Here is a 25,927-nt window from a genome sequence, read left to right as displayed (position 1 = left end):
CGGGCGAACCCGCAGAGCGCGCCCAATGTACCGAACGGAAAGAGTCGATTGCACGGCCGTGCCGGGCGGTCCCCCGGCTGGGGCACAATGTCGGCATGCGAAGATCCCGGGCGACCGACGTGTCGCTGGGGCTCATCGCCCTTCTGATCAACGTGGCCATCGTCGTCGCAGTCGTTTTCTTCATCGGGGGGGACGACGCCCCACCTGCGGCGAGCACCTTGCCGACCACGACCGCGACCCCCGGCTCCTCGAGCTCCGCAGGCATGGACGGTGCCCTGCCGGAGGTCTCCCGGCTGCTCGCCAGCGACGCAGATCTCGTCCTCGCCGTGCTCGGCGACGGCACCGGCGACGAGGACGGCGAATGGGTGTCGGTCCTGGCCGACCTGGCCGGCTCGACACGACAGGTCACCCTGCGGAACCTCGACCCCACCGACCCGACCCGCTACGCCGACGAGCAGACCTACGGCACGTCGGGGCCGACGACGGTCATCTGGAACGGCAGCCGGCCCGGAGCGGGCGCCGGCTACGCCGCGGACCGACTCGACTTCCTCATCCCGGAGGAGCCCGACGCCGTCGTGCTGAACTACGGTCGGGACGACAAGGCCTCGGCCATCGCCGATCGCCTCGACACCACGCTCTCGGCGGTCCGGGCCAAGTGGCCCAAGGTGCCCATCGTCGTCGTGCTCCAGGCGCCCAACCTGAACGACCAGCTTGCGCCCGTGCGCAAGGCGACCGAGAAGTGGGCAGCGGCCAAGAAGCTGCCGACGGTGGATGTCGCCGCCGCCTTCCGCCAAGCCGGGGACCCGAACTCCTTCGTCTCCGTCGTCGACCCGCCGAGCGTCAACGCGCAGGGCGGTCTGCTCTGGGGCGAGACCGTCTACCGCGCGATCGGCGGCCGGCTCCCCGCGGATTCGTCCTCGTCCTCGCCACCCACCGTCGGCGCCGAGGCGACCGACGTCATCGCACCCGGTGCGGCCTTCCCCGTCGGTGACAGCAGCCCCGTTGGCGCTCAGCCCACACCGACCGCGGTCTCCACCACTCCGCCAGCGCCCGAGCCGACCCCGACCGAGACTCCCGTCGAGACGTCAACCACGACGTTCAAGCCGACCCGGGCCAACCCGACCACCACGACGACTGAGCCCGAGACCCCTCCACCCGCCCCGGCCAACTGAGAGTGAACTGAGCAGCCGCGCACGGGACCGGGCCTACTGCGTTGACCGCACCGACTCCACGGCCTCGAGCAGCACCTGGGCGCGGGCATCGAACGAGTGGTGAGCGCGCACCTCCTTGGCCTGCTGGAGGATCTCCTCGTCGGTGCCGAAACGCTGCGCACCCTCCGGGCTGCAGAGGTGGCGCAGCTCGTCCGGGCCGTCATAGGTCTGCACCGCAGAACCGAAGACCTCGCGCAGACCCGCGACCTCGTCGGAGATGACCCGCGCCCCCGACGCGACCGCGTCGAAGAGCCGGTTCTGGATGAAGCCCAGCTCGGCCATCTCGGGCCAGTGGTCGGCCAGCACCCGGGAGGCGCTGCGGTACACGGCCGACAGGTCCCGGTTGTCGACATGGTCCGCCTCGAGAACGGGCGCCGGGACGACGTCGGCCCAGCCGCCGCCGATGACGCGAAGGTCCACGCCCGCCGCGAGAGCATCCGTGACGATCGTCCGTTCGCGCCCTGAATGGTTCCCACCGACGAAGACCGCCGGCCTGGTGAAGCCATCGCCCGGCTCGCGGGGAACGAACCGGTCGACGTCCGTCGCCTGGAGAAGGGGGAGGATCTCGCGACCCGCCCGACGGGAGAACTGCTCGCTCCACGAGGCCGACGCCGCGAAGACCAGGTCGTAGCCGCGGACCTCCAGCGGCGTCAGGAGCTCCGGGTGGCTGATGACCCAGAGGACGTTGACCACCCCCGGGATCGGGGCCACCTGGTCGAGGCCGCGCAACACCACGTTGACGTCGTCGAAGACGTGCGCGGTCTCCCGGTTCGCGCCATGACGGTAGGTGACGACCTCCTGGCCGGCCCGGCGCAAGGCGCCGGCCAGCGACTCCACGTAGGCGGTGTCACCCCAGCGGTCCCCGCTGGGGCCTCCCGGCGCGGCCTGGCGCAGCCCCCACCGCAGTCCCGGACCCGGACGGTCCCGGACCAGCACCGGGCGCAGCGACGGGATGACCCGGCCGTCGGTCTGGATCCGGGTCACCCGCAGGTTCGCGGCCGCCACCTTGTCCAGGTCCGGCGACGGGAGACGGCCCCACCACCGGTCCATGAAGAGCCGACGGTTGTCATCGAGGTTCTTGCCGCGAGCCGGGGTCTTGCTCTCGCGATGCTGGAAGCGCACCGCGGGCTCGACGGCGAAATAGCCCGTTTGGGAGGCCGCCCCTGCGCGCAGGCAGAGGTCGACGTCCTCCATCCCGTTGACGAAGCGGGGGTCGAACCCGCGAAGCCTGAGGACATCGGCTCGGCGCATGAGCAGCGCCGCCGCCGTCACCACCGCGAACCGCATGCTCCCGACGCCGTGCGCGTCCTCCGGAGGCATCCCCGCCAGGTGGTGCAGCGGAAGGTGGTTGTCCGCGACGAAGATCGTCCCTGCGGCCTGGACGGAGTCGTCGCCATAGAGCAGCAGCGGCTGGACGCCGAGACAGTCCGGGTCGCTCAACCGCCCGACCAGCACGTCCAGGCCCTGCTCCGGCGCGACCGTGTCGTTGTTGAGGAAGAAGACGTACTCCCCGGTCGCCGCGGCGACGCCGAGGTTCGACCCGATGCCGAAGTTGAGGTTCTTCGGCAGGTGCAGGACCCTGACGCGCGGGTCGCCGGCCCACAGCTGCGCGAGGACCGTCCCGACCACGAACGTGGAGCCGTTGTCGACGACGACGACCTCGAGGTCGCCCGGCATCCTCAAGACGGAGTCGACCGCGGCCGCCGTCATCAGGTGGTCCTGGTAGGTGGGGATGACCACCGAGATGCGCCCGGGCACGGCCGCGTCGCCCTTCGCCAGCAGGCCGTCCCAGTCGACGAGGTTCTTGCCGATCGCGGCGAACTGCCAGTTGTCCGACTCGGTCGTGGTGACGCGTGGTGCGTCGGCGTCGGGCCGGTCGTAGCGGCAGCCGACGAACGGGAAGAGGACCGGCTCCTCCCGCTCGGCGACCCGGATCGCCAGGTCGTGGTCGACACCGCGAGGCAGCTCCTCGTCGAAGCCTCCAGCCCCCTCCACCAGGGAACGCCGTGCCACGAAGACATTGAGGTCGATGTGGTTGCGCACGAGCAGGTGCTGCAGGCCGCCGCGGTAGGCCTGGTAGGACGAGGTGTCACCCGTCCGCAGCTCGATGGCGCTGTAGGCGGCGCTCGCGCCCGTGTGCTGCAGGCCCCCCAGCATCAGCTCGAGGAAGTCCGGCTCCCAGCGGTGGTCGGTGTCGAGGAAGGCGACGAACTCCCCCGTGGCCGCCGCGAGGCCGGCGTTGCGGGCCGCGGACAGTCCGGCGTGAGCGCGCTCCACCAGTCGGACCCGCGCGTCGCCCGCGGCGAGCGATCGGACCACACTGGCGGTCTGGTCGTCGGAGCCGTCGTCGACGACGAGCAGCTCCCAGGCCTGCAGCCCCTGCGACTGGACCGACCGGATCGCTCCCGCGACCTCGGACTCACGGTTCCACGCAGGCATGATCACGCTGACACTCGGATGACCGTCACTCCCCACGGAGAGGCTGACGTCCGAGACGGCTCGACGCCACTCCTCCTCCTTGCCCGCGTTCCACGTCCTCGTGGTTCGCGGCCGGCGCAGCACGGCAGTCCTGCGGAACTCGCTCGAGTACTCGCCCGCGGCGCGGCGCACGTCACCCCACCGGACGCTGCGGCGGGGGGCCGGCAGCAGCGTGTCGTCCGACGCGCTCTCGAGGAAGGACCCGAGGCACCCGCCCGGATGCTCCTCGCTGCCGGCGGGTGCCGAGGGCAGCAGCTTCGGGTCGAAGAGCGGACCGAGGGCGGGCAGCGTCGCGCGATCCTGACGGAGGAACGCGAGCACGCCGTCGATGTCGCCCTCGCGCCAGGTGTCGCGGACCGCCTGCGGCAGCCTCCCGACGAGGACCAGCGGGTGCGGCGGCAGGAGCTCCGCCATGCCCACCGAGAGAAAGTGTGAGGCGGCCTCCTCGGGACCCCGGAAGGTGCGGTTGGCGGCGGCCGAGTAGAAGTCGGCGTCGAAAATGCCGGTCTCCACGAGGTCCTTGGCCGAGGTCTGGCCCTCCGGCCCCTTCGCGACCCGGGCCGAGGCGGAGTCCACGGCTCGCCCCTCCGGTGCCGACGCGACCCGGGCGCTGAGCCGCGAGAAACCCCGCGAGGTCAGGCCCGCCAGGCGACGCACGTAGACCGCGCCGGCGAGGAGGAGGAGCAGCTGCGCGGCACCGAGGACGACCGCCGCCACCGCAACCCGGCCCTGGACGAGCAGCACGCCGGCCGCGACCAGCAGGATTGCCAGGAGGACCAGGCCAGCGGCCAGCAGGCTCAGCCAGACCCGACGCGAGGCAGGCCGCCCCGCCGGTGCCTTGCGCTTCCCGGTCACGCCCGGCCCAGCACCCATGTGTCAACCTTCCTCTACGAGGTCTCCACGGCGCATCGGCCATCCGAGTGCCTCGGCAATGCGGCAGCCTACCCGGCAAGCCCCCGAAGCGGACCGACCACGGCTGCGAGCGGGACACGGGAGCCAGCCCAGCGGCATACGGCATGCTCGCTCCCCTCTGACGGGTCCTGCGTCTACTACGCTGCGAGAGGACGCCCGGCCTCGACGAAGGAGACCCGATGTACCAGCCACGGATGAGCTCGCGACTGGGGGCGGAGGCGCTGGGCACCTTCTGGCTCGTCTTCGTCGCCTGCGGCACCGCGATCTTCAACGCCAAGGTGGTCACCCAGGCCCTCTCCGACAGCGCGCCCGTGCCCGTCGGCGTCGGGAGGCTCGGCGTCGCTCTGGCGTTCGGACTCGTCGTCGCCACCATGATCTACGCCGTCGGCCACGTCTCCGGAGGGCACTTCAACCCGGCCGTGACCATCGGGCTCGCCATCGCCAAGCGCTTCGACTGGGGTGACGTGCTGCCCTATCTCGCAGCCCAGGTGGTCGGCGGGCTGCTCGCCGGCGGTGCGCTCGCCGGGCTCGTCGCCAGCCGTGGCCTGTCGTCGACCGGCAACCTCGCGGCCAACGGCTACGGGGACGCGTCCCCCGACGGCTTCGGCCTCGGTGCCGTGCTCGTCGTCGAGGCGCTCATGACGGCGTTCTTCGTCTACGTGGTGCTCGGCGCGACCAAGGACGACGCACCGCGCGGGTTCGCGCCGCTCGCCATCGGCTTTGCCTTCACGCTCGCGCACTTCGTCGCCATCCCCGTCAGCAACGCCTCGATCAACCCGGCTCGGTCGACCGCGGTCGCCTTCTTCAACGGCGCCGGTGCACCCGGGCAGCTGTGGGCCTTCTGGGTGGCGCCGATCGTCGGGGCGGTCATCGCCGGCGCGACCTACGCCTGGATCACCGGTGACGACCGGCGGCACATGGACGTCGACGGGTCGACCTCGGACATCGCCAACGCCGAGCGGGACGAGGCTGGGCGGCCGGTCCTGGATCGCTGAGACGGAGGGCGCGCGCCCGCCCACGCCGGCGTGGTCGCCGCGCGACTACGTGTCCCTCGGCGGCTCGGTGTGCACCTCGCCCTGCTGGGCGAAGTAGGCGGCGGCCACCGACTTCGGCACGCACATCTCCCACGCGTCCTCGATGAGCACGGTGAGCCGGTCGTGGTCCAGTGCCGCCAGCCACGCACACACCCACCGATAGCGAAGATCGGAGGGCCGGGGCAGGAAGAACGTCCCCGGCTCCCGGGCGATGAGCGAGTCACGCTCCTCGCGGGGGAAGCCAAAGCCGAGGACCGTCTCGTCCGGGCTCACGCTCGCGAACACGATCTGGCCGACCCGGAACTTGCGGTAGTCGCGGACCCACGCCTCATAGGCACGCGGAAGGCGCAGGGCGAGGTCGCGTACGTCGAGAGCGGTGACGGCCACGGAACCATCTTGCCCGGTGGGTCACAAACTGCTCTTTCGATGGCGTGGGGGACGAACTGCTCTTTCGATGGCGTGGGGGACGAACTGCTCTTTCGATGGGGTGGAGTTAGGGTTCTTCTTCATTTGGACTTGATTAAGCTAATATCTTCATATGGATCGAATGAAGGCAGAGGCTACGCGTGTGGCGCTCATCGGCGACATCGTCGAGTCCCGGCGCGCGGGTGACCGGCAGGCGCTCCATGACACCGTCGGCGAGGTGCTCGAGCGCGTCAACCGCGACCACCCCGTCGTCGACCCGGCCGTGATCACGCTCGGTGACGAGTTCCAGGGGGTCTATGCCACCCTCGGCGACGCGCTGACCGCTGCCTTCCACATCCGGGCCCGGCTGCGACCGCACGACGTGCGCTTCGGCCTGGGGCGCGGGGCGATCCAGGTGCTCGACCGTGAGCGCGGCATCCACGACGGGCCCGCCTACTGGGCAGCGCGCGACGCGATCGAGCAGGCCGCCGAGCTGGCCGGCAAGGCAGCCCTGCGGACCACCCGGACGATCTTTCGGTCCCCCGAGGACCCACCAGCTCAGGTGACCGCCGTCAACGCCGCCCTGCTCACCCTCGACCAGGTCCTCGGCGCCCTGTCGCCCGGGTCGTGGCGGATCCTGGCGGGTCGGCTCTCCGGACTCACCCAGAAGGACATCGCCGAGCGTGAGGGGATCACGCCCTCGGCCGTGTCCCAGCGAGTCCGAGGCGACGGGATCGGAGTGGCCATGGAGGCGATGCGGATGCTCGGCGAGCTGCCCTGACCGGGCGCCACGCCACGCAATCCACGCCACGCCACCACGCCAGACCGTGCCCGGCCCAGCCCACTGAGGAGGAACTGAGCGTGCACGTGGGAGCGAGCTCAGCGGCATACGGCATGGACATCCGGCGCATCCCGGGCCTCAACGGGGAGTCAGCCACCCCGATTCTGTGAAACCCGTCACACCCGGCCACCTCCGGTGGGATGCTCACAGGTGGACCGGGGGTCACTCATGGAGCACGCCACATCACGGCGCACGCGCCGTCTCGAGGGGGGCAAGGCGCTCATCGCGAGCGTCCTGCTCGTGGCTTGCGGCGCGCCTGCGGGCGTGGAACCCGGATCCGGCTCCTCCACCCCGGCCGGCACCACCTCTGCCGGAACCACCTCGGCCGGAACCACCCCGGCCGGAACCACCCCGGCCACCACCGCCGGCACGACCCTCCTCGAGGACGGCTACTCGCTGCCCGTACCGCACGGCTGGACCGTGCAGGACCGGGCAGTCATCGGCACGGCATTCCAGCAGGACGCGCGCTGCGTCTCGGCCGAGACGGTCGACCGCCCCGCGCCCTCGGACGCGGGCTCCCCCGAGCTCGACCGAGCCGCCGTGCAGCTCTGCGTCATCACCCGGGATGACGACCTCACTCTCGAAGAATGGCTGGCCGGGCGCAGCCAACGCACCTCCACGCCAGAGCGATACGGCACCTGCGACGTCCGCGTGCTGCCCGGGACACCCCAGCGGCAGCTCGCCTATGCACAGAGCCCCGGCCGCCGAGCCGAGATCGCCGTCACGGTCACGACGACCCCCGAGAAGACGCAGCAACGCCTTCGCGAGGTCGCGGACCTGCTCACGAAACTGCGTTGTCCACAGCTGTGACCATCGTCAGCTGACGATCGTGAAAGGGGGATGCGATGCGACGAAGCACGCTCGCACGCAAACTGATCGGATTCACTGCCGTACCCGTCCTGGTCGGCGGCCTGCTGGTCTCCGGACCACTGGGCGCCCAGGCTGCCGGCCGCACGGCCGGCCTCACGGCCGGCCTCACGGCCGACCGCACACCCGACCCGGTGGCCGAGATCCTCGGCCAGTTCCCACCCGGAGAGTCACCCTCCGGCGCCGGTGAGCGGCTCCTGCTCGAGATGGCCGGACTCGTCCCGGCCCCGGCCAAGGCGAAGGACACCCCGAAACGTCCGCCCGCCGAGACCATGACCACCTTCGACGTGCCCAACGCTCCCGGTGACCCGATCTTCGGGGCCGACGTCATGGTCAACGACCCGGCCGACGACAACCTGACCACCGACGTCACGACGCAGAGCGAGACCGCCCTGGCCGTCGACGGCCCCATCGTCTGTGCGGGCTACAACGACTTCACCGCCGGCGGTCTCTCCGGGCTGGCGTCGTCGGCGAACAGCGGCCAGACGTGGACCGACCTCGACGGCATCGGCGGCCGCGGCGACCCCGTCATCGTCGCCCACTCGACGACCGGCGACTTCTTCTACGGCGAGATCGCGACCATCGGCGGCAACCCCGCCATCGGCATCGCCCGCTCGACCGACGGCTGCCAGACCTTCGCCGCCGCGGTCGACGCCTCCCCCGTCTCGTCCGGGCTCGCGGGCACCACCCTCAACGACAAACCGTGGGTCGCGGTCGACAACACGGGCGGCGCCAACGACGGCGACGTCTACGTGTGCTGGACGCGCTTCTTCCAGACCACCCCCGGTGACACGACCACCGGCACGAGCGAGCTCCGGTTCAGCCGGTCCAACGACAGCGGCGCCACCTTCATCGGCGAGCAGGTCCTCGTGCCACAGGGGTCCGCCGCCTTCGGGTGCAGCATCCAGGTCGGCTCGGGCGGCGAGATCTACGTCGCCTACGCGAACCGCGCCGCCGGACAGATCGAGTTCCTCCGCTCGCTCGACGGTGGGCTCAGCTTCGGCGCCGTCGTCGACATCGACGCGAACGCGCCGCAACCCGGCGACGTGACCGCCGCCAACAACTGCGGCACGAACAACAGCCGGCCCATCCTCAACGGCAACATCCGGATGCTCCACGGCGCCTGGCTCGCCGTCGACACGACCGGCGGGCCGAACGACGGCAACGTCTACGCCGCCTGGATGGAGAACCCCGCCAACGCCACCGACCGCTCCGACGTCCTCGTCGCCCGGTCGACCGACGGCGGGCTCACCTGGGGCAACGTCCAGCAGATGGGAGTCGCGGCCAACAACCTCGACGAGTTCAACCCCTACGTCGACGTCTCGCCGACGGGTGTCGTCTCGGCAGCCTGGTACGACAAGCGGAACGACAACCCCGGCAACACCAACACCGACGTCTACACCGCCTACTCGACCGACGGAGGCGTGACCTACGGCGCCAACGTCCGCGTCAGTGACGTGACCGCCGGCATCCCGCCGCTCTTCCCGCACTACAACCCGGGGACGGCGCAGTGCTACTTCGGCGAGTACCTCGCTGTCGGCAGTGACGCCGCGAGCTTCCACTACCTGTGGGGCGACGGACGGCGGACCGTGACGACGACCGGCTTCCCGGCCGGCCGGCTCGACCTCGACGTCTACTACGACCGGCTCGAGGCGCCGGCCCTCAGCGGTGGCGACCTCACCGTGACCAAGACGTCCCGGCCCGACCCCGCCATAGCCGGGTCGCAGCTCTACTACGACGTCGTCGTCAGCAACGCCGGACCGGACACCGTCTACAACGCGGTGGTCACCGACGTCCTGCCGGCGGGAGTCACCTACGAGACGGCCACCGTGCCGTGTGTCGAAGGCCCGGTCGGGACCCTGACCTGTGTCGTCGGCGACGTGGCCGCAGGCGCCTCGACGACCTTCACGATCAAGGTGAGGGTCGATCCGGGGCTGCTCGGCAATGCCGACGCCGTCACGATCTACAACACGGTCTCGGTGACCGGTGACAACGACACGGACACGCGGAACAACACCTTCACCCTCGGCACGATCGTCGAGGACCGGGCGGACCTCGCGGTGATCAAGGTGTGCAAGCCCGACGAGCCCGCCCCCGCAGGTGAGACCGGCTACTGCGACATCCACGTCGACAACCTCGGTCCGTCGGACGCCCGCGCCGTGACCCTCACGGACGTGCTCACCTCGGCGACGCCGTTCAGCGTCACCGCGGTCACGGTCACCCCTGCGGCGAGCGGCACCTGCGCGCCCACCACAGCGGGCCCGACGAACGACGTGACGATCACCTGTGACCTCGGCACCGAGCCGGTAACCGGCCGCACCACCGTGCGGGTCTCCGTCGAAGCCGCCGACGTCGCCCAGATCAACGACGTCGCCACCGTCTCGTCCGCCACGCCCGACCCGGTGACGAGCAACAACCAGGCCAGGGGACGCGTGAGCTTCCTCGGGTCCGCGGACCTGTCGATCGCCAAGACGGCGGCCGCCACGGTCGTGGCCGGGACCCAGCTGACCTATGAGATCACCGTCCACAACGCCGGACCGTCCACCGCGGTGGGCGTCGTCGTCACCGACACGCTGCCCGCTGGCCTGTCCTTCGTGTCCGCGCAGACCGCGGATGGGTCGTGCACCAACGGCAACCCCGGTGACCGGGACCTGCGCTGCGGCCTCGGCAACCTCGCCGCAGGAGCGACGGAGACGATCACCGTGGTGGCCCTCGTCGCCCCGGACGTCCCCGACGGCACGATCCTGTTCAACGCGGCCGTCGTCGCGAGCGACACGAGCGACCCGGACAACTCGGACAACCGGACCAGCGTCAAGACGGTCGTGGAGGCCTCCGCCGACGTGAGCGTCACCAAGTCCGACTCGCCCGACCCGGTGTTCGCCGGCAACCAGCTGACCTACACCATCCAGGTCACCAACCACGGGCCGTCGACAGCGGCCGACGTGACGATCACCGACCCGCTGCCGGCGGGGACGACGTTCGTCAGCGGGCAGGACCAGAACGGCAACACCGTCTGCTCCCTCGCCCAACCCGGGATCGCCGTCTGTGACCTCGGGACGCTCCAGCCGCAGCAGGTCGTCACGGTCCTGCTCACGGTGCTGGTCGACGCCTCGGTCCCCTCGGGGACGGTCCTGTCCAACACGGTGACGGTGACGTCGTCGACCGCCGACCCGGATCCGAGCAACAACTCGGCCACGACGCAGACGGACGTCGCCACCAGTGCCGAGCTCTGGCTCGACAAGACCGGTGTCAGCCGGTCCGGCAACCCGAGCCCGGTCATCGTCTACACCCTCACCGTCCACAACGACGAGGGCTGCGAGACCGACGCACAGTCGACCGTCACCCCGAACTGCGGGGACGGCGGCCCATCGGACGCGAAGGACGTCACCGTCGTCGACACGCTGCCGCTCGACCCGAAGAAGGTCGTCGTGCAGTACGTCTCGCCGCAGTGCACCTACGCGACGTCGACGCACTCCGTGACGTGCACGGCACCGAACCTGCCTGCCGGCCAGTCGGTCTCGTTCGTCATCGAGGTCCAGACCCAGGGCAGCGTCCGCACGATCCTCAACACGGCCACCGTGTCGAGCGCCACGGCCGACCCGGTCCTGGCCAACAACACCAACGCCGTGACGATCGTCGTCAAGGGCGGGACCGGCAAGGGCAAGTAGCGACCACGTGATCGCCGCGCCGGCGTGCCCGGGGCCATCGGCCCCGGGCACGTCGCTGCCGGGCACTGTCCGCGGTCTGCGGCAGGATGCGTGACATGACCTGGGTATCGCTCGCGCTCGTCGCGTTCGGCGTGGCCGATCTCGTCCGCGCGAGAAATGGCCGTATGCCGCTGGGCTCGGCCCCGCTCGCCGGTGTCGTCACGCTCGTCCTCCTCGCCGTCATCACCGGCGTCGACGGCGTCGCCGACGTGGTGGCCCTGGTCGTGACCGCGGGTGGGCTCGTGGGCTGGGTGGCGACGTCCCGCCGCACCCAGGCGGACGGCCGGCGCGCCTGGCTGCCGCTCGGGCTGTTCGCCTCGCTCGTCGTGGTGCTGTTGGGGTTCTCCGGCTTTGCCTCTGTCCCCGACGGGCCCCTGGCCGGCTGGCTCCGCTGGGCCGACCTGCCCTGGGCGACGGACGTGTCCGTCTCGCGCGTCCTGCTCCTCGCCGGGCTGGTGTCCTTCAACCTCGCCACCGGCAACATCATCGTCCGGCTCGTGCTCCTCGCCATCGGGGCCCTGCGCTCGGACCAGGTCGTGGCCGCCCAGTCCCCCTCGGCCGACCCGCAGCCCGCCGACCGGCTCAAGGGCGGTCGGTTGCTCGGGCCGATGGAACGCCTCGTCATCCTCGGGCTCGGGCTCGCCGGCGAGTTCGGCGCGGCGAGCATCGTCATCGCGGCCAAGGGGCTGCTGCGCTTCCCGGAGATCCAGGCCGCCGCCCGGACCTCTCCCCCACCGCCGAGCAGCCGGGTCGGGATCGACGACGTGACCGAGTACTTCCTGGTCGGCAGCTTCGTCAGCTGGCTGGTGGCGCTCGGCTCGCTGGCCCTCGCTCGGGGCTGAGCCCCGGTCGAGCGGCCTGGCCGGACGGGGGGTGCCTGACCGGTCGACTCGACGGTCGGGATGCGCAGAACTGCCGTCGGGGTGGCGGCCACGGTGGGATCATGGCTCGATGGAGAGGCCATCGGGGTACCTCGACGTCGACTTGGTGGTGGCCCGGCGCGGTGACGTCCTCGAGACGAGGGTCCTCGACTCCCCCGCCGGCGAGACGGCCACGCTGAGCGCGCCCTGGCCGAGCACCCACGGGGACGACAAGGTGGTCGGTGACGCCCTGTTCGCCGCGCTCCTGCCCGGTGAGGTGCGGCTGCGCTACGAGAAGAGCACCGACCGCGCGCTCGCGTCGGGGCTGGGGGTGCGCGTCGTCCTGCGCTTCGAAGGCGGTGCCGACGACCTGCCGTGGGAGCTGCTCCGCGACCCCGACCGCTTCACGTTCCTCGGGCTGGACCCGTGGCGCGCGGTCGTCCGGTGCACCGAGATGTCGGCCCGGGAAGCCACCACGACCAGCGCCACACCCCTGCGCATCCTCCTCGCCGTGTCGACCCCTGACGGGACCCCGGCCATCGACGCCGCGGCAGAGATCATGAGCATCCAGTCCCGCCTTCGGCCGTTCAGCTGGGGCGCGGCCGTGGAGGTCGTCACGCTGAGGACGGCGTCGCTCGACCTCATCCGGGAGACGTTGCAGGCCAAGGAGTTCCACGTCTTCCACTACATCGGTCACGGCGTGCACCCCGCCGGAGGGGTCGGGCACCTCGACCTGACCGCCGAGGACGGGACGACGGTCTCGAGCCGTTCGGCCGACGAGATCGCGGCGATCCTGGCCGCCTCGCCGTCGCTGCGCCTCGCGGTCCTCAACTGCTGTGACAGCGCCGTGAGCGACGGGAGCGACGGGAGCGACCCCTTCGCCGGCACCGCCGCCGCGTTCGTCAGGGCCGGTATCCCCGCCGTGGTCGCGATGCGGCGCGCCATCACCGACACGGCGGCAGTGGCCTTCGCCGACGAGTTCTACGCCACCCTCATCGAGAGCGGCGGGCTGGTCGAGCCCGCCGTGGCTCGCGGCCGCGCCGCCCTGCTCGCCGCGGACGGGCCGGTGTCGACCGAGTGGTCGGCGGTCGCGTTGCACCTCGGCTCCTCGATCTCCGCGGACCAGGCGCGGATCCCGGTGCCCGGCCTCGACCGCGACGTGCGGTTCACGGTCTCCCACCCGGCCGCGCTCCGCCCGACGGTGTGGGAGCCGATGCTCTTCTTCGCCCACCACGGCGAACGGATCACGACGGAGAGCGGAGTGGTCGTCGACCAGTCGGCCGAGGTCGAGGACCAAGTGAAGGCCTTCTTCGGTGCCACCCCCACTGCGACGACGGCGACACCCTCCTCGCAGCCGCTCCCTCGCGGTGCCGGACTCGTCGTCCGCCCCGACGTGCCTGACGTCCAGTGCAGCCCGGCCCAGGCCGCCGTCACGTGGACCGGAGAGATCGCCCAGCTGACGTTCCTGCTCCGGGCCGGCACCGAGCGGGCCGGCACGACGGTCAACGGGCACCTGCGGGTCTTCTCCGGGCCGCTGCTGGTCGCGGAGGCACCCTTGACGCTCGCGGTGGGCGGCGCGGAGCCTGCGCCGCCGCAAGAACACCCCGTCGAGCGGTTCAGGCGGATCTTCCCGTGCTACGCACCCGAGGACGGTGTGCTCGTCGAGGGCGTCGTGGCGGTCGCCGAGGCCTTGGGTGACGGGTATCTCTCCGAGATCGTCGCCGAGCGCCGGTCCGGGGCGCCGATCGACTGGATGCGGTCCAAGATCGCGGAGGCGGACAGCTTCCAGCTCTTCTGGTCCCGCAACTCGATGAGCTCCGCGACCTGTCGGATCGAGTGGGAGGAGGCGCTGGCCGCCAGGGGCGACAGCTTCGTCCGGCCCCTGTACTGGGAGGAGCCGTTCCCACGGTCGGACGGCCTGCCACCACCGGGACTCGCGGCGCTTCGCTTCGTCCGCCTGCCCCTGCCCCCGGCCACGGTCAGTGGGTCGCTCTGGGCAGCAAGGGAACCCGAGCTGGACCCCGGGCCGTCGACCGGCTGGACCCTGCCGCCCGTTCAGGCCCCGGGTCCCGCACCGGCTCCCTGGGTTCCGCCACCGGCCGCACCTGCTCCATCGGCACCTCCGCCCCCGGCTGCACCTGCTCCCTCCCTGCCTGCACCCGACACGATGGCGGGGCCCGGAGGGGTCGGGCGGTCACGCGGCCATGGCCCGCCCCGATCTGCCCCCGGACCAGTCCGGGCCGCCGGGTCTGGCCTCGGCATCCTGACCGGTCTCATCCTCACGGGGACGGGCATCATCGGCGGCACGTCGATGGCAGCCCTCCCGGGCTACACCGGCCATCGCACGTACTGGTGGCTCATCTTCATCGGCGTCCTCCTCCTCGCCGTCTCCCTCATCCCGTTGGTTCGGCGCCGGCGCTGAGGACGAGGAACGGTGGCCTCCGGACGGCAAAAACTGCACACTCGACGAGGAGCCAGCCCAGCGGCATGCGGCAGGAACTGCACACTCGACGAGGAGCCGGACGCCAAGAAGGGCCGCCCGGTCGGACGGCCCTTCTCCCTTGACAGGGGTCACACGATGGCGAAGGCCGCCCATGTGAGGAGGAACCCGCTCACCCCACAGATCGTGGTCAGCACGGTCCACGTCCTGAGCCCATCGGCCACGGACAGGCCGAGGTACTTCGTCACGATCCAGAAACCGGAGTCGTTGATGTGGGACAGGCCGAGGCCGCCGAAACCGATCGCCAGCGTGATCAGGGCGATCTGCAGCGGCGAGTAGCCCCCGCTGGCGATGGCGTCCGCGAGCAGTCCGCCCGTCGTGAGGATCGCGACGGTGGCCGAGCCCTGCGCCGCCCGCAGCGCCTGCGAGATGAGGAAGCCGGCGACGATGACCGGGAGACCGATCGAGGTCAGGCTGTTCGTCAGGGCGTCCCCGATACCGGACTCGACGAGCACGTTGGCGAACACGCCGCCGGCGCCGGTGACGAAGATGATGACGGCAACGATGGGCAGGGCGGAGTCGGCGACGAGGCTGCGCTTCGTCTTCGTCCAACCGGTGCGGTGACCGATGACGAGGTAGGCGACCAGGACGCCGACGAGCAGCGCAGTCGTCGGCGCCCCGATGAAGGAGGCGATCGGCGTGAAGTCGTGCTCCTTGCCGAGGACCGTGGACAGCGTGGACCCGAGCATCATGAGGACGATCGGCAGCAGGATGAGGCCGATGATCGTGCCCGTACCGGGCGTCTTCGTCGTCGGCTGCGTGCGGGTGGCCGTCGAGATCGCCGTCGCCACGCCGCCCGAGGAGGGGCTGCCCGGGGACACAGCTCCGGGGCCGTCGCTGTCCGCCGGGGTGCTGCTGTCGTGCTGGTCAACCGCCTCCGTGGCCGGGGAGTCACCCAGGACGATCTTGCGGACGTCGAACAGCTTCGCCGCGAAATAGCCGATGACCGAGACGATGGCGCCGATCACGAGGGAGAGGACGGTGAGCAGGCCCACGTCAGCACCGGTGAGGGCCGCGGCCGCGACCGGGCCCGGGTGCGGTGGCACGGTGACGTGCAGGGTGAGCAGCACGGCACCGACGGGGAGTCCGACCTTGAGCGGGTTGAGTTTGGCGATCTTGGCGAAGGCGAAGACGATCGGCGCCAGGATGATGAAGGCGACGTCGAAGAACACCGGGATGCCGAGGATGAACGCCGCCGCCGTCAGGGCGACGATGACGCGCTTCGGGCCGAGCACCTGGGTGAACTTGCGGGCCAGGTGGTCGGCACCACCGGAGACCTCGATGAGGCGGCCCAGCATCGACCCGAGGCCGACCACGATGGCGACCGACCCGAGCACCTTGCCCATCCCGGCGACCATCGTCGGGACCACCTCGCCGATCGGGACGCCGGCGACGAGCGCCGTCCCCATGGAGACGAGGAGAAGCGAGACGAACGCCGGCAGCTCGAACCGAATCACGAGGACGAGCAGCAAGACGACTGCGAGCAGGGCGGTGATGAAGAGACCAGCGGTTCCCATGGTCAGTTCTCCTTGGGGGTGAGGACGGTGATGACGGACGAGTCGTCGGAGGCCGCCAGCCCGTGGGCCTGGCCGATGAGGTAGAGCTGCTCGGCCGCGGCGGCGACCGGCGTGGCGAGGCCGACGCCCTGAGCGGCGCGGCTGACGATGCCCATGTCCTTGACGAAGATGTCGAGGCGGCTGCGCACCTCGGCGCCACCGTCGTCGTGGGCCTGCAGCATCCGCGGACCGCGGTCGCCGAGCATGAAGGACGCTGCCGCCCCGGCGCCGAGGGTGCGGAGCACCTGCTCCTGATCGAGGCCGAGCTGCCCGGCGAGGGCCAGGGCCTCGGCACCAGCGGCGATGTGCACGCCACAGAGGAGCTGATTGACGGTCTTCATCGCCTGGCCGTCACCCGGGAGCGGGCCCATCCGCTCCAGTGTCGAGGCGAGGTGCTCGAGGATCGGCTGGGCGGCGGAGAAGGCCTCGTCCGTCGCACCGACGACGATGAGCAGGTCACCGGTCCCCGCGCGGGCCGGCCCACCCGAGATGGGGGCGTCGACCAGGTGGAAGCCGGCGGTGTCGAGCTGGCCGGCGACATCGCGGACCGCCTCGATCCCGACGGTCGAGGTGAGGATGACGACGGCTCCGGGTGAAAGGACGGCTGCGACTCCGTCATCCCCGTAGAGCGCCTCGTCGAGCTGGGCGCGGTTGCGGACCGCGAGCAGGACGGCGTCCGCTCCGGTCGCTGCCTCGCGCGAGGAGGTCGCCTGGACGACTCCCTGCTCGGCGGCCAGAGCGCTCCGCTCTGGGTTGATGTCGTAACCGCGGACGGTGAACTGCTCGGCGAGACGACTCGCCATGGGCAGACCCATCGCGCCCAGTCCGAGGACTGCGACGGTGAGTTGGGGTGGCATGGGTTGTTCCTCCTTGAACGGGTTTGGCTGATGCTGTTCGGGGTTGGTTCAGTCGGTGAGCTTCGCCACGACGTCCGCGAGGCTCGCGTCGCTGCCGACGTTGCCGGCGAAGACGATGTAGGGGATGCCTCGCGCCGGGCCCTCGGTCGGCTCCCAGAGCGAGACGATGCCGGGCAGCATCGGCCCCCGGACCATCGCGCGGGAGATCTCGAGACCGCGACTCGCGACGTCGGACGATGTGATCCCGCCCTTGGCGACGACGAACCGCGGCGGCGCCGCCTCCAGGACGCGGTGGACGACCTCGACGACGGCGTCGGAGACCTGTCGGGCGATGTCGAGGGAGCCGCCTGCGTCGGCACCGGTGACGAGGACGCGAGACGTCCGGACCACCACGTTGCCCTCGGCGAGCGCCTTGACCGTGTCGGCGACGACACCGTCGAGGTGGTCAGCCCGGCCGGCGCCGAGCACCTGCTCGACGTCGATCGTGACGACGACGGGCGCCTGCCGCTCCTCGAGCCGGGCCAGCTGGCGGGTCGTCAGCGCAACGTGGGAGCCGACGACGACGAGGCCGTACGGAGACGTCTCGCCCTTGCCGCCGGCCCGAATCGCGGCCACATCGGCGGAGGTGAGGGGTTCGAGCACGTCCTGGCCGATCAGGGCGCGGACGAAGGGCGGCCCGACCCGGTGGACGAACCGCTTCCCTGCTGCCTCTGCCTGCAGCAGTGCGAGGGCGAGGACGCGCAGGTCCGACTCCTCGACGATGTCGACGACGACGGGCTGGGCGTCGGTGAGCGAGCCAAGCACCTCGGCCACGGCGCCGGGGCCGGACCGGAGCAGATCGAGGGTGATCGCGGTGACGTCGTGCGCCGCGATCCGACCCCCGGTCTTCTCCTCGACCCAGTCGCGCAGGTCGGATGAGGCGTACCCGAAGGTGGCGTCCTTGGCGAACTCGGTCTCGCTCGCGGGCACGTAGCCCTCCGCCTCCGAGCCGGCGTAGTGGACCGACCGCACGGTGATCCGCCCGGCCTCGCCGAACGCCGGGACGATCACCACGCCGTCGACGGCAACGCCGGACTCGGCGAGCACCTGCGTCAGCACGTCCGGCTCGAGCGGATAGTGGCCGCGCAGCGTCGAGTCCGAGCGGGACACGAAGTCGACCTCGACGCCGACACGGGCGGCTGCGAGCAGGGCGTTGCCGGCTGCCTCCGAGTTGCGCCGGGCCGCGTCCTGCGGGTCGAGGCTGCGCGTGTTGGTCATCACATAGACCGCCGGGGCGCCCGTCCCGAAGGCCCAGGCGAGGTCGCCCTCGGTCCAGCTGGTCAGGACCGGGAGGTCCCCGACGGACTGGGTCCCTGTGGGGTCGTCGTCGAGGACCACGAGGCGACGTGGTGTCGTCGCTGCCCGCGCCGCGCGGACGTCGGATGCCGTCACCGTCAGGGGGTCGGGCAGTCCGGCGAGGAGCAGCTCCTTCGTCTGCCTGCCGAGTACGTCGGTGGACACGGTATCTCCATTCCTCAGACCTCAGAGGTCTGTCGTCGAGCGCGGGTAGGGGGTGAGTGGGGGTGGTGGGCGGACCGAGGACCGAGCCGATGCGGCCCGGCGGAGCTGGGTCCCACCTCGGTTGCCAGGGGTGGGGCCTGCGGGCAGCTCAGGAGGTCAGTGGGTCAGTGGCTCACTGGATCGATGTCATGGCATCAGGTCGATCCGTCTCCGGTCGCCTGGAGATAGCGACGGGCATCGTCGCGCGTCTGGATCAGGTGGGAGCGCATGGCAGCCGCGGCCGCTTCCGCGGAGCCCGTCTCCAGAGCCTCGATGATGCTGGAGTGCTCGACGATGGCGTGCTCACGGATCTGGGTCACCGACGAGGTGCGTGTCCTGGCGTCCCGCAGGGCCCGGGAGATGGGCAGGAAGGTCGCCGGCACGAACGGGTTGCCGCAGCCGTCCAGGATCAGGTCGTGGAACGCGAGGTCCGCCGCCACGAAGGCGCCCACATCGGTGCGGTCGTGGGCAGCCCGCATCTGCTCGACATACCCGCGCAGCCCCGCGAGGTCCTCGTTGCTGACCCGAACAGCGAAGAGCTCCGCTGCGCCGACCTCGATCATGGCGCGGACCTCGACGAGCTGAGCGATGACTTTGGACGCGTCGCCTCGCTGCATCCGGACCAGCGCCTCGAGCGAGGTCCATCGAGTGACCGGGTTGACGAAGGTGCCGCGCCCCTGAAGGGCTCGCACGACGTGCTGGGACGAGAGGACCCGGACCGCTTCTCTCACGGTGAGCCGGGAGGCGCCCGACTGCTCTGCGAGGGCGGCCTCGGGGGGCAGCGCAGAGCCCTCGGGGAACTCCCCGGAGATGATGCGGTCGAGCAGACGGTCGGTGACCGTCTCGACCAAGCTCACCCGTGGCATCTTTGCTCCACTCATCAGACCTCTGAGGACTGCTACGGTAGCAACCAGATCGCCATCCGACAAGCCCGGCCTGGCGGCTGGCTCCACCTCCGCCTTCCCAACAGCCTCGCCGATCCCCCGGAGACCCATGCGCACTCGACTCGACACCCTCGTCAGATCCGCCCAGAGCGCCGGACGCGCCGCTGGGGCGTTCACCTGCTACGACCTCACCACGGCGGCTGCGGTCGTCGCCGCCGCAGCGGACCGGGACGAGGGTGTGGTGCTCCTCGTCTCGCCGTCGACCGCTGCGACCACCTACGGGCAGACGCTCGTCAGGGCCCTGCGGACCCTCGCTGACCACGCCCCGGTCCCCGTGTCCATCCAGCTGGACCACGCCGGCGACCTCGATCTGATCCTCAGAACCGTCGAAGCCGGCGCCGACGCAGTCCTCGTCGACGGGTCCAAGGGCGGCTACGCGGCGAACGTCGCCCTGGTCCTGCAGGCGCGCGAGCTGCTTGCGGACCACGACGTCGCGCTCGAGGCCGAGCTGGGCCGGATCGAGGGCAACGAGGACGTGGCCGCGCTGGTCGCGGCCGGGGCCGCCGGTCTCACGGACCCGGCCCAGGCCAAGGACTTCGTCGCGCAGACGGGGGTCGACCTGCTCGCGGTCTCCATCGGCAACGTCCACGGCAGCTACCTCGGGGACCCGGTCATCGACCACGAGCGCCTCGACGCCATCGCCGCCGAGGTAGACCTCCCCCTCGTGCTGCACGGCGCCTCCGGGCTGTCACCGCTGACGGTGCGCCGGTGCATCACCTCCGGCGTGGGCAAGATCAACGTCAACACCGAGCTGCGCACGGCCGTCCTCGAGCGCCTCGCCGCGACGGTGCCCGCGGCCATCGCACACGGCGCCAACCTCGAGTCGGTCATGCGCTCCTGGTCGGACGAGGCGCGAAACCAGGTCAGCCGCACCCTCGCCACCTTCGAAGCGGGCTAGCGAGCCAGCGCCCCGACCCACGCCGCCGCCGCGGCCATGGACGCTTGCCCGCCCGCGAACGCGACCGACCTGCCACGGCCACCTCGCGGCGAGAGCGCGCCCAGCGGCATACGGCATCACCCCTCGGGACGGAACCGTGACCCACGTCACGGGGCCCGCCCGCGGGTGCGGGGCCCCCGACCCGGCTGGTAGTTTCGAATGCGTCCACAGCCACACTGATGTGAAGGGCCTCCCGTGAGCACACCCCCCGTGAAAGTCGCCGTCACCGGCGCTGCCGGCCAGATCGGCTACAGCCTCCTCTTCCGCATCGCGAGCGGGGCCCTCCTCGGCCCGGACACCCCGGTCGAGCTCCGCCTCCTCGAGATCACCCCGGCGCTCAAGGCCCTCGAGGGTGTCGTCATGGAGCTCGACGACTGCGCGTTCCCGACCCTCGCCGGCGTCGAGATCGGCGACGACCCCAACGCCATCTTCAACGGAACCAACCTCGCCATGCTCGTCGGCGCCATGCCGCGCAAGGAGGGCATGGACCGCGCCGACCTGCTCGCCGCGAACGGCAAGATCTTCACCGGCCAGGGCAAGGCGCTGGGCGACAACGCCGCCGACGACATCAAGGTCCTCGTCACCGGCAACCCGGCCAACACCAACGCGCTCATCGCGATGTCCAACGCCCCCGACATCCCCCGCGAGCGCTTCAACGCCCTGACGCGACTCGACCACAACCGCGCCAAGACGCAGCTCGCCAAGAAGCTCGGCGTCAGCGTCACCGAGATCACCCACCTGGCGATCTGGGGCAACCACGACGACTCGATGTACCCGGACCTGTTCAACACCAAGGTCGGCGGCAAGGTCGCGGCGGACCTCGTCGAGCAGTCCTGGATCACGGACGAGTACATCCCCACCGTGGCCAAGCGCGGCGGCGCGATCATCGCGGCCCGCGGTCTGTCGTCGGCCGCCTCCGCCGCGAACGCGACGATCGACCACATGCGCGACTGGGTCAAGGGCACCGAGGACTGGGTGTCGATGTCGGTCCCGTCCGACGGCTCCTACGGCGTGACCGAGGGCATCGTCTCGTCGTTCCCGTGCGTCGTGAAGGACGGGAAGTACGAGATCGTCCAGGGCATCGAGCTCAACGACTTCTCGCGTGAGCGGATCGCCGCCTCGGTGGCGCGCCTCGAGTCCGAGCGCGACCAGGTCAAGGAGCTCGGCCTCATCTGAGGCTCCGCCAGCCCCCTTCGTCGAGTGTGCAGTTCGTGTCGACACGAACTGCACACTCGACGTCGTTCGGGGTCGTGTGCTGGTGGGCTGGCTCCGCCGACCAGGTCCATTTCCTGCCGGCTCGGCCCTGGCGTCGGGCGCCCGGGTACGTCGGGTGTGGACTCAGCCCAGCGGCATACGGCCTGATCAGCTCATCGCGTCCAGCGAGACGACGTCGAGGCTGCGCGACGCGATCTCCTGCAGGTCCGCGAGGCGCCCCAGCGCCAATGATCGCCTCACCTCGTCCCCGGTCTGCTCCGCCGCCTGAAGCTCGGCATGGGCGAGACGATGCTCCTCCGCGAGTGCCGCCACGAACGCTGAAACAGGGGTCACGCTGGCCCTCCATCTGGGTGGGTTGCACCGCGAGTGATCACCGCGCCGGCCCCGGACCCGGTCTCCTCGAAGACATCGAGCAGAAAGGCGCCCGGGTCGGACCTCAGCAGCTCCTCTGGGTGACCGTGCAGGACGCGAGCCAGCCGCTGCGGCATCTCCTCGAAGACGGTCGAGGAGAAGATGAGGATCATCTCGTCGTCGTCGACGTCGACCAGCTCATCAGTCCCCGGAACGACCGGTGCCCGGCGGTACCCGCGGTCGGAGATGATCAGCGCAGGTGGCGCCTGCCGGGACAGCACGAGCGCGTCGCCGTCCGGCGTGCACGCGGCGGCAGCGAAACAGCTCGGGCCCGTGGAGCCGGGTGCAGGCAGGTCCGCGACAAACACCCGGGTCACGCCGCGGACCGTGGAGACGTTGGACAGTCCGTCGGGACACTCGACCAGGGTGATGTGCCAGCCGCCCGGGCCGTCATGGGTCCGGATGGCACCCCGATCGGTCACCTGCACCGCCATCATCCGCCTCCCACGGTGAGCTGTTCCGCCATCCCGCACCGGCTGAGCGACTGGGCCGCCGCTGCCCTGGCCCCCACGATCGTGAAGCCGATGCCGAGGCCGCTGCACTTGCGCCGCGTCCACAAGAGCGCGGCGATCGTCTCCGAGGAGAGTCGGCGCAGCGACGAGATGTCGACGACGACGCTCCCGCGCCCGCGAGTCAGGCACTCGGCCGTGCTGGCACGGAGCAGGAGCAGATCGTGCGGCAGGGATCGCTCGTCCAAGGTCACGTGGACCAGACCTGACTCGTTCACGTCTTCCACCCTGCCGCCGCGACATGACGACCAGATGGACGGCTTCTTTGCGATTGTGTGACTGACGCCTTTCAGGCACAGTCGCGCGGCTGTCAGGGAGCCCCAGCGCTGGCACAATCGCGAGGTGGCCCTCACCATCCTCGTTCTCGAAGACGACGACGGCATCCGTGCCTCGCTCGCCATGTCCATCGAGGGCGAGGGCGACACGCCGCTCCCCCATGCCTCGGCCGAGTCCGCGCTCGACGCCGTGCGCAGCCAGCCCATCGACGTCATGCTCGTCGACCTGATGCTGGGCGGGATGGACGGCTTCACCTTCATCCGGGAGGTCCGGCGCAGCAGCGACGCGCCGATCATCGTCGTCAGCGCGCGAGTCGACACCCATGACATCGTCGCAGCCCTCGAGGCCGGCGCCGATGACTACGTGACCAAACCGTTCCAGGTCAAGGAGCTGTCTGCCCGGATCCGCGCGCTGCTGCGGCGGCAGCACCGCGGGCACGGTGAGGAAGGGTCTCGAGTCGTGCTCGACGCCCAGGACGGGCCGCTCGTCCTCGACGTCGATGCCGGCCTGGTCCGCCGCGGCGAAGAGGCACTTCACCTGACGATGACCGAGTTCCGCCTGCTCTGTGAGCTGGCGCAGCCCCCGGGACGCGTGTGCAGCCGGCGGATGTTGCTCGAGCGGGTCTGGGACCGAGGGTTCTTCGGCGACGAACGCATCGTCGACGTCCACGTGCGGAGGCTGCGCACCAAGATCGAGCGCGATCCCGGCCAACCGCAGCTCCTCGTCACGGCTCGCGGCCTGGGCTATCGCCTCGACGCCAGATCGTGAAACGGTTTGCTCGGCTGCGGCCGCTCAGCCTGCGAACGACCATCACCCTCTCCTTCGCCAGCCTCGCTCTCGTCGTCTCCGCAATCCTCGCAGGCGGGACCTACCTCGCGGCCCGTGAGTTCCTCATCGGCCAGCGCGAGCAGACCGCGGCGCAGCAGGCGTTCGCCAGCGCGTCGATGGTCCGCGACGGGCTGCGCACCCGCGGGTCCGACGTCATCGAGGTCCTCGCCAGCGTGCCCGGCTCGTCCGGGTCGGTCGTGCTCGTCAAGCGCCAGGAGCGTTGGTACTCATCCTCGCTCAACGTCGCCGAGGACGCCATCGCGCCCGAGGTGCGGCAGGTCGTCCGTTCCGGCCTGGCGGGAGTGGCATGGAGCCGCCTGGACGGCCGGCCGGTCATCGTCGTCGGCGTCCCCCTTCCAGCAGTCGAGGCGAACTTCTACCAGATCGCCTCCGCTTCAGAGCTCGACTCGACGCTCACCACCCTCGGCAGCGTCCTCGCCGCCTTTGCCGCACTGACGACCATCGGCGGGACACTCATGTCGCGGGCCGCTGCCGCGCGCGCCATCGCGCCGCTGGAGAGCGTTGCCACCGCGGCCGCACGGATCGCCGCCGGGCAGATGGACACCCGTCTGGGCGCAACCGAGGATCCGGACCTGTCCGTCATCGTCGGATCCTTCAACACGATGGTCGAAGCGCTGGAGGAACGGGTCCAACGCGACGCGCGCTTCGCAGCCGACGTCAGCCATGAGCTGCGGTCTCCGGTCACCACCCTGATGACCAGCGTCGACGTGCTCGCCGGCTCCCGCAACGAGCTCCCCCTGCGCGCGCAGAGAGCGGTCGAGCTCGTCGAGGGAGAGGTCGACCGCCTCCGTCGAGCGTTGGAGCACCTGCTCGAGCTCGGCCGGCTCGACGCGGGCACCGCCCACCGAGATGTCGTCGACGTCGACCTTCGAGACCTGGTGGCGCACGCCCTCTCGGAGAACCACCGCGCCACCGAGCTGCTCAGTGTCCCGACGCAGCCCGTGCGCGTCCTTGCCGACAAACAGGAGCTGAACCGTGCTCTCGTCAACCTGTTCGACAACGCCGACCTGCACGGCGGGGGGCTGTCCGCGGTGAACGTGACCACGAGCAACGGTCGAGCCCTGATCCGGGTCGACGACGCCGGTCCGGGCGTGCCGGAGGCCGATCGGGAGCTCATCTTCGAACGGTTCGCGCGGTCCGGTTCCCGCGGTTCGCGCCAGGGCACGGGCCTCGGGCTCAGCCTCGTGGAAGAAACCGCACGAGCCCACGGTGGGTCTGTGTGGTGCGAGGACCGAGCCGAGGGTGGCGCGCGGTTCACCCTCGCGCTGCCGCTGAGCGAGGAAGGGGAGTGATGAGCCGTGACATCAGAGTGCGCGCGGTGAACCGTCGGCTGAGTCGGATCTCGCGTCGAAGCCGCTCGGTCGCGATAGCCGTCTGGCTGCTCGTCGCCGGTTTCCTCGCCGGATGCGGTGTCCCCGCCAGCTCCCCACCGATGACGATCACCGAGGTCCCGTACAACCTCATGGAGCCGGCCCCCCCGCCGACGCCGAGGACGAGCGAGGCCGCCACCCGCGGACCGTACATCTACTGGCTGGACGACTCCGACCGGCTCTATGCCGTCGAGGCCGGCGCTGCGGCCAGCGACGATGCAGGCGCCGCCGCCACCGTGCTGGCCCGGCTCTCCCAAGGGCCGAGCGAGCTCGAGCGGATGTCCGGCTTGTCGACGGCGCTCGGCCCGGACGTCCAGCTCACGCTCAACAGCATCACCGACGGGCTGGCCGAGGTCGAGGTCCAGACCGGCGACCCGGCGCCGTCCGCTCGGCGGCTGCCCCACGCGGTCGGCCAGATCGTTCTCAGTCTCGCGTCCGTCCCAGGCATCGACTCCGTGCTCCTCACGGTCGATGGCGAACGCATCGAGGCGCCCCTGCCCGATGGGGTGCTGACGGCCGGTCCCCTGACCGCCGAGGACTTCGCCGTCCTGGCGAAGGAGAACGCTCCGATCCCGGGGGCGCGCGCCACGCAGCGCTGAACCCGCGAGGGGCGTCGCGCCAGTTGACTCGATGGGGCTGGGCCCGGCAC

The 25,927-nt window shown here is 70.9% G+C and carries 21 protein-coding genes; 12 read left to right on the top strand and 9 right to left on the bottom strand.

The window, feature by feature from the left end; all coding sequences use genetic code 11:
* Window positions 1-95: 95 nt before the first annotated feature.
* Window positions 96-1,172, top strand: a complete 1,077-nt coding sequence (locus INTCA_RS05700; RefSeq protein ID WP_013491972.1) for an SGNH/GDSL hydrolase family protein — start codon at window positions 96-98, stop codon at window positions 1,170-1,172.
* A 33-nt stretch (window positions 1,173-1,205) separates the two neighbouring features.
* Here the strand turns inward: INTCA_RS05700 and INTCA_RS05695 are convergent, their stop codons facing one another.
* The gene (locus INTCA_RS05695; protein ID WP_013491971.1) at window positions 1,206-4,562 is read right to left on the bottom strand and encodes a glycosyltransferase; all 3,357 of its coding nucleotides are present in this window, start codon (window positions 4,560-4,562) and stop codon (window positions 1,206-1,208) included.
* Between the two features lie 233 nt (window positions 4,563-4,795).
* On the opposite strand from INTCA_RS05695, the gene aqpZ reads away from it, so the two are divergent.
* Complete coding sequence (aqpZ, locus tag INTCA_RS05690; protein ID WP_280513533.1) at window positions 4,796-5,596, top strand: aquaporin Z; 801 nt, start codon at window positions 4,796-4,798, stop codon at window positions 5,594-5,596.
* Between the two features lie 45 nt (window positions 5,597-5,641).
* Here aqpZ and INTCA_RS05685 read toward each other — a convergent pair whose 3' ends face one another.
* Window positions 5,642-6,022, bottom strand: a complete 381-nt coding sequence (locus INTCA_RS05685; RefSeq protein ID WP_013491969.1) for an MmcQ/YjbR family DNA-binding protein — start codon at window positions 6,020-6,022, stop codon at window positions 5,642-5,644.
* A 181-nt stretch (window positions 6,023-6,203) separates the two neighbouring features.
* On the opposite strand from INTCA_RS05685, the gene INTCA_RS05680 reads away from it, so the two are divergent.
* From INTCA_RS05680 to INTCA_RS05660, 5 genes are all read left to right on the top strand, one after another.
* Complete coding sequence (locus INTCA_RS05680) at window positions 6,204-6,821, top strand: SatD family protein (RefSeq protein ID WP_013491968.1); 618 nt, start codon at window positions 6,204-6,206, stop codon at window positions 6,819-6,821.
* Between the two features lie 210 nt (window positions 6,822-7,031).
* Window positions 7,032-7,691: a hypothetical protein gene (locus tag INTCA_RS19800; protein ID WP_013491967.1), complete on the top strand. Its 660-nt coding sequence runs from the start codon at window positions 7,032-7,034 to the stop codon at window positions 7,689-7,691.
* 35 nt (window positions 7,692-7,726) lie between these two features.
* A complete protein-coding gene (locus INTCA_RS18580) occupies window positions 7,727-11,416 on the top strand; it encodes a DUF11 domain-containing protein (RefSeq protein ID WP_013491966.1) in 3,690 nt (1,229 codons plus the stop codon).
* 95 nt (window positions 11,417-11,511) lie between these two features.
* A complete protein-coding gene (locus tag INTCA_RS05665; protein ID WP_013491965.1) occupies window positions 11,512-12,297 on the top strand; it encodes a hypothetical protein in 786 nt (261 codons plus the stop codon).
* A 109-nt stretch (window positions 12,298-12,406) separates the two neighbouring features.
* Window positions 12,407-14,737 carry a CHAT domain-containing protein gene (locus INTCA_RS05660; RefSeq protein ID WP_013491964.1) on the top strand — a complete coding sequence of 777 codons (2,331 nt, stop codon included), beginning with the start codon at window positions 12,407-12,409 and terminating at the stop codon, window positions 14,735-14,737.
* A gap of 149 nt (window positions 14,738-14,886) precedes the next feature.
* On the opposite strand, the gene INTCA_RS05655 is transcribed toward INTCA_RS05660, so the two are convergent.
* From INTCA_RS05655 to INTCA_RS05640, 4 genes are all read right to left on the bottom strand, one after another.
* Complete coding sequence (locus tag INTCA_RS05655) at window positions 14,887-16,332, bottom strand: GntP family transporter (protein WP_013491963.1); 1,446 nt, start codon at window positions 16,330-16,332, stop codon at window positions 14,887-14,889.
* Window positions 16,333-16,334: 2 nt separating this feature from the next.
* Window positions 16,335-17,228 carry an NAD(P)-dependent oxidoreductase gene (locus INTCA_RS05650; RefSeq protein ID WP_013491962.1) on the bottom strand — a complete coding sequence of 298 codons (894 nt, stop codon included), beginning with the start codon at window positions 17,226-17,228 and terminating at the stop codon, window positions 16,335-16,337.
* Between the two features lie 48 nt (window positions 17,229-17,276).
* Window positions 17,277-18,728 carry a four-carbon acid sugar kinase family protein gene (locus INTCA_RS05645; protein WP_013491961.1) on the bottom strand — a complete coding sequence of 484 codons (1,452 nt, stop codon included), beginning with the start codon at window positions 18,726-18,728 and terminating at the stop codon, window positions 17,277-17,279.
* Between the two features lie 194 nt (window positions 18,729-18,922).
* The gene (locus INTCA_RS05640) at window positions 18,923-19,633 is read right to left on the bottom strand and encodes a FadR/GntR family transcriptional regulator (protein ID WP_013491960.1); all 711 of its coding nucleotides are present in this window, start codon (window positions 19,631-19,633) and stop codon (window positions 18,923-18,925) included.
* A gap of 127 nt (window positions 19,634-19,760) precedes the next feature.
* On the opposite strand from INTCA_RS05640, the gene INTCA_RS05635 reads away from it, so the two are divergent.
* Both INTCA_RS05635 and INTCA_RS05630 read left to right on the top strand, forming a co-directional pair.
* Complete coding sequence (locus INTCA_RS05635) at window positions 19,761-20,609, top strand: class II fructose-bisphosphate aldolase (protein WP_013491959.1); 849 nt, start codon at window positions 19,761-19,763, stop codon at window positions 20,607-20,609.
* 234 nt (window positions 20,610-20,843) lie between these two features.
* A complete protein-coding gene (locus INTCA_RS05630; protein ID WP_041307301.1) occupies window positions 20,844-21,824 on the top strand; it encodes a malate dehydrogenase in 981 nt (326 codons plus the stop codon).
* 186 nt (window positions 21,825-22,010) lie between these two features.
* Here the strand turns inward: INTCA_RS05630 and INTCA_RS05625 are convergent, their stop codons facing one another.
* Genes INTCA_RS05625 through INTCA_RS05615 form a run of 3 tightly spaced genes read right to left on the bottom strand, consistent with a single transcriptional unit; the run spans window position 22,011 to window position 23,001 of the window.
* Window positions 22,011-22,196, bottom strand: a complete 186-nt coding sequence (locus tag INTCA_RS05625; RefSeq protein ID WP_013491957.1) for a hypothetical protein — start codon at window positions 22,194-22,196, stop codon at window positions 22,011-22,013.
* Window positions 22,193-22,696 (bottom strand): hypothetical protein, encoded by a 504-nt coding sequence (locus INTCA_RS05620; protein ID WP_148236482.1) that lies wholly within the window; start codon window positions 22,694-22,696, stop codon window positions 22,193-22,195. Before INTCA_RS05620 ends, INTCA_RS05625 begins: the two co-directional genes overlap by 4 nt.
* A gap of 11 nt (window positions 22,697-22,707) precedes the next feature.
* Entirely contained in the window at window positions 22,708-23,001 is a 294-nt protein-coding gene (locus INTCA_RS05615; RefSeq protein WP_041307299.1) for an STAS domain-containing protein, read from the bottom strand.
* Between the two features lie 124 nt (window positions 23,002-23,125).
* Between INTCA_RS05615 and INTCA_RS05610 the strand changes: the two genes are divergently transcribed.
* The 3 genes from INTCA_RS05610 to INTCA_RS05600 are packed head-to-tail and all read left to right on the top strand — an operon-like array spanning window position 23,126 to window position 25,877.
* Entirely contained in the window at window positions 23,126-23,827 is a 702-nt protein-coding gene (locus INTCA_RS05610) for a response regulator transcription factor (protein ID WP_013491954.1), read from the top strand.
* Window positions 23,824-25,200 (top strand): sensor histidine kinase, encoded by a 1,377-nt coding sequence (locus INTCA_RS05605; protein ID WP_013491953.1) that lies wholly within the window; start codon window positions 23,824-23,826, stop codon window positions 25,198-25,200. The genes INTCA_RS05610 and INTCA_RS05605 overlap by 4 nt, the downstream gene beginning before the upstream one ends.
* A complete protein-coding gene (locus INTCA_RS05600) occupies window positions 25,200-25,877 on the top strand; it encodes a GerMN domain-containing protein (RefSeq protein WP_013491952.1) in 678 nt (225 codons plus the stop codon). The genes INTCA_RS05605 and INTCA_RS05600 overlap by 1 nt, the downstream gene beginning before the upstream one ends.
* The last annotated feature ends 50 nt before the right edge of the window (window positions 25,878-25,927 follow it).

The organism is Intrasporangium calvum DSM 43043 (assembly GCF_000184685.1).
GTDB classification, from domain to species: Bacteria; Actinomycetota; Actinomycetes; order Actinomycetales; family Dermatophilaceae; genus Intrasporangium; species Intrasporangium calvum.
The sequence above is the reverse complement of the archived record's forward strand: the minus strand, read 5'-3'. Positions and strand labels throughout refer to the sequence as shown.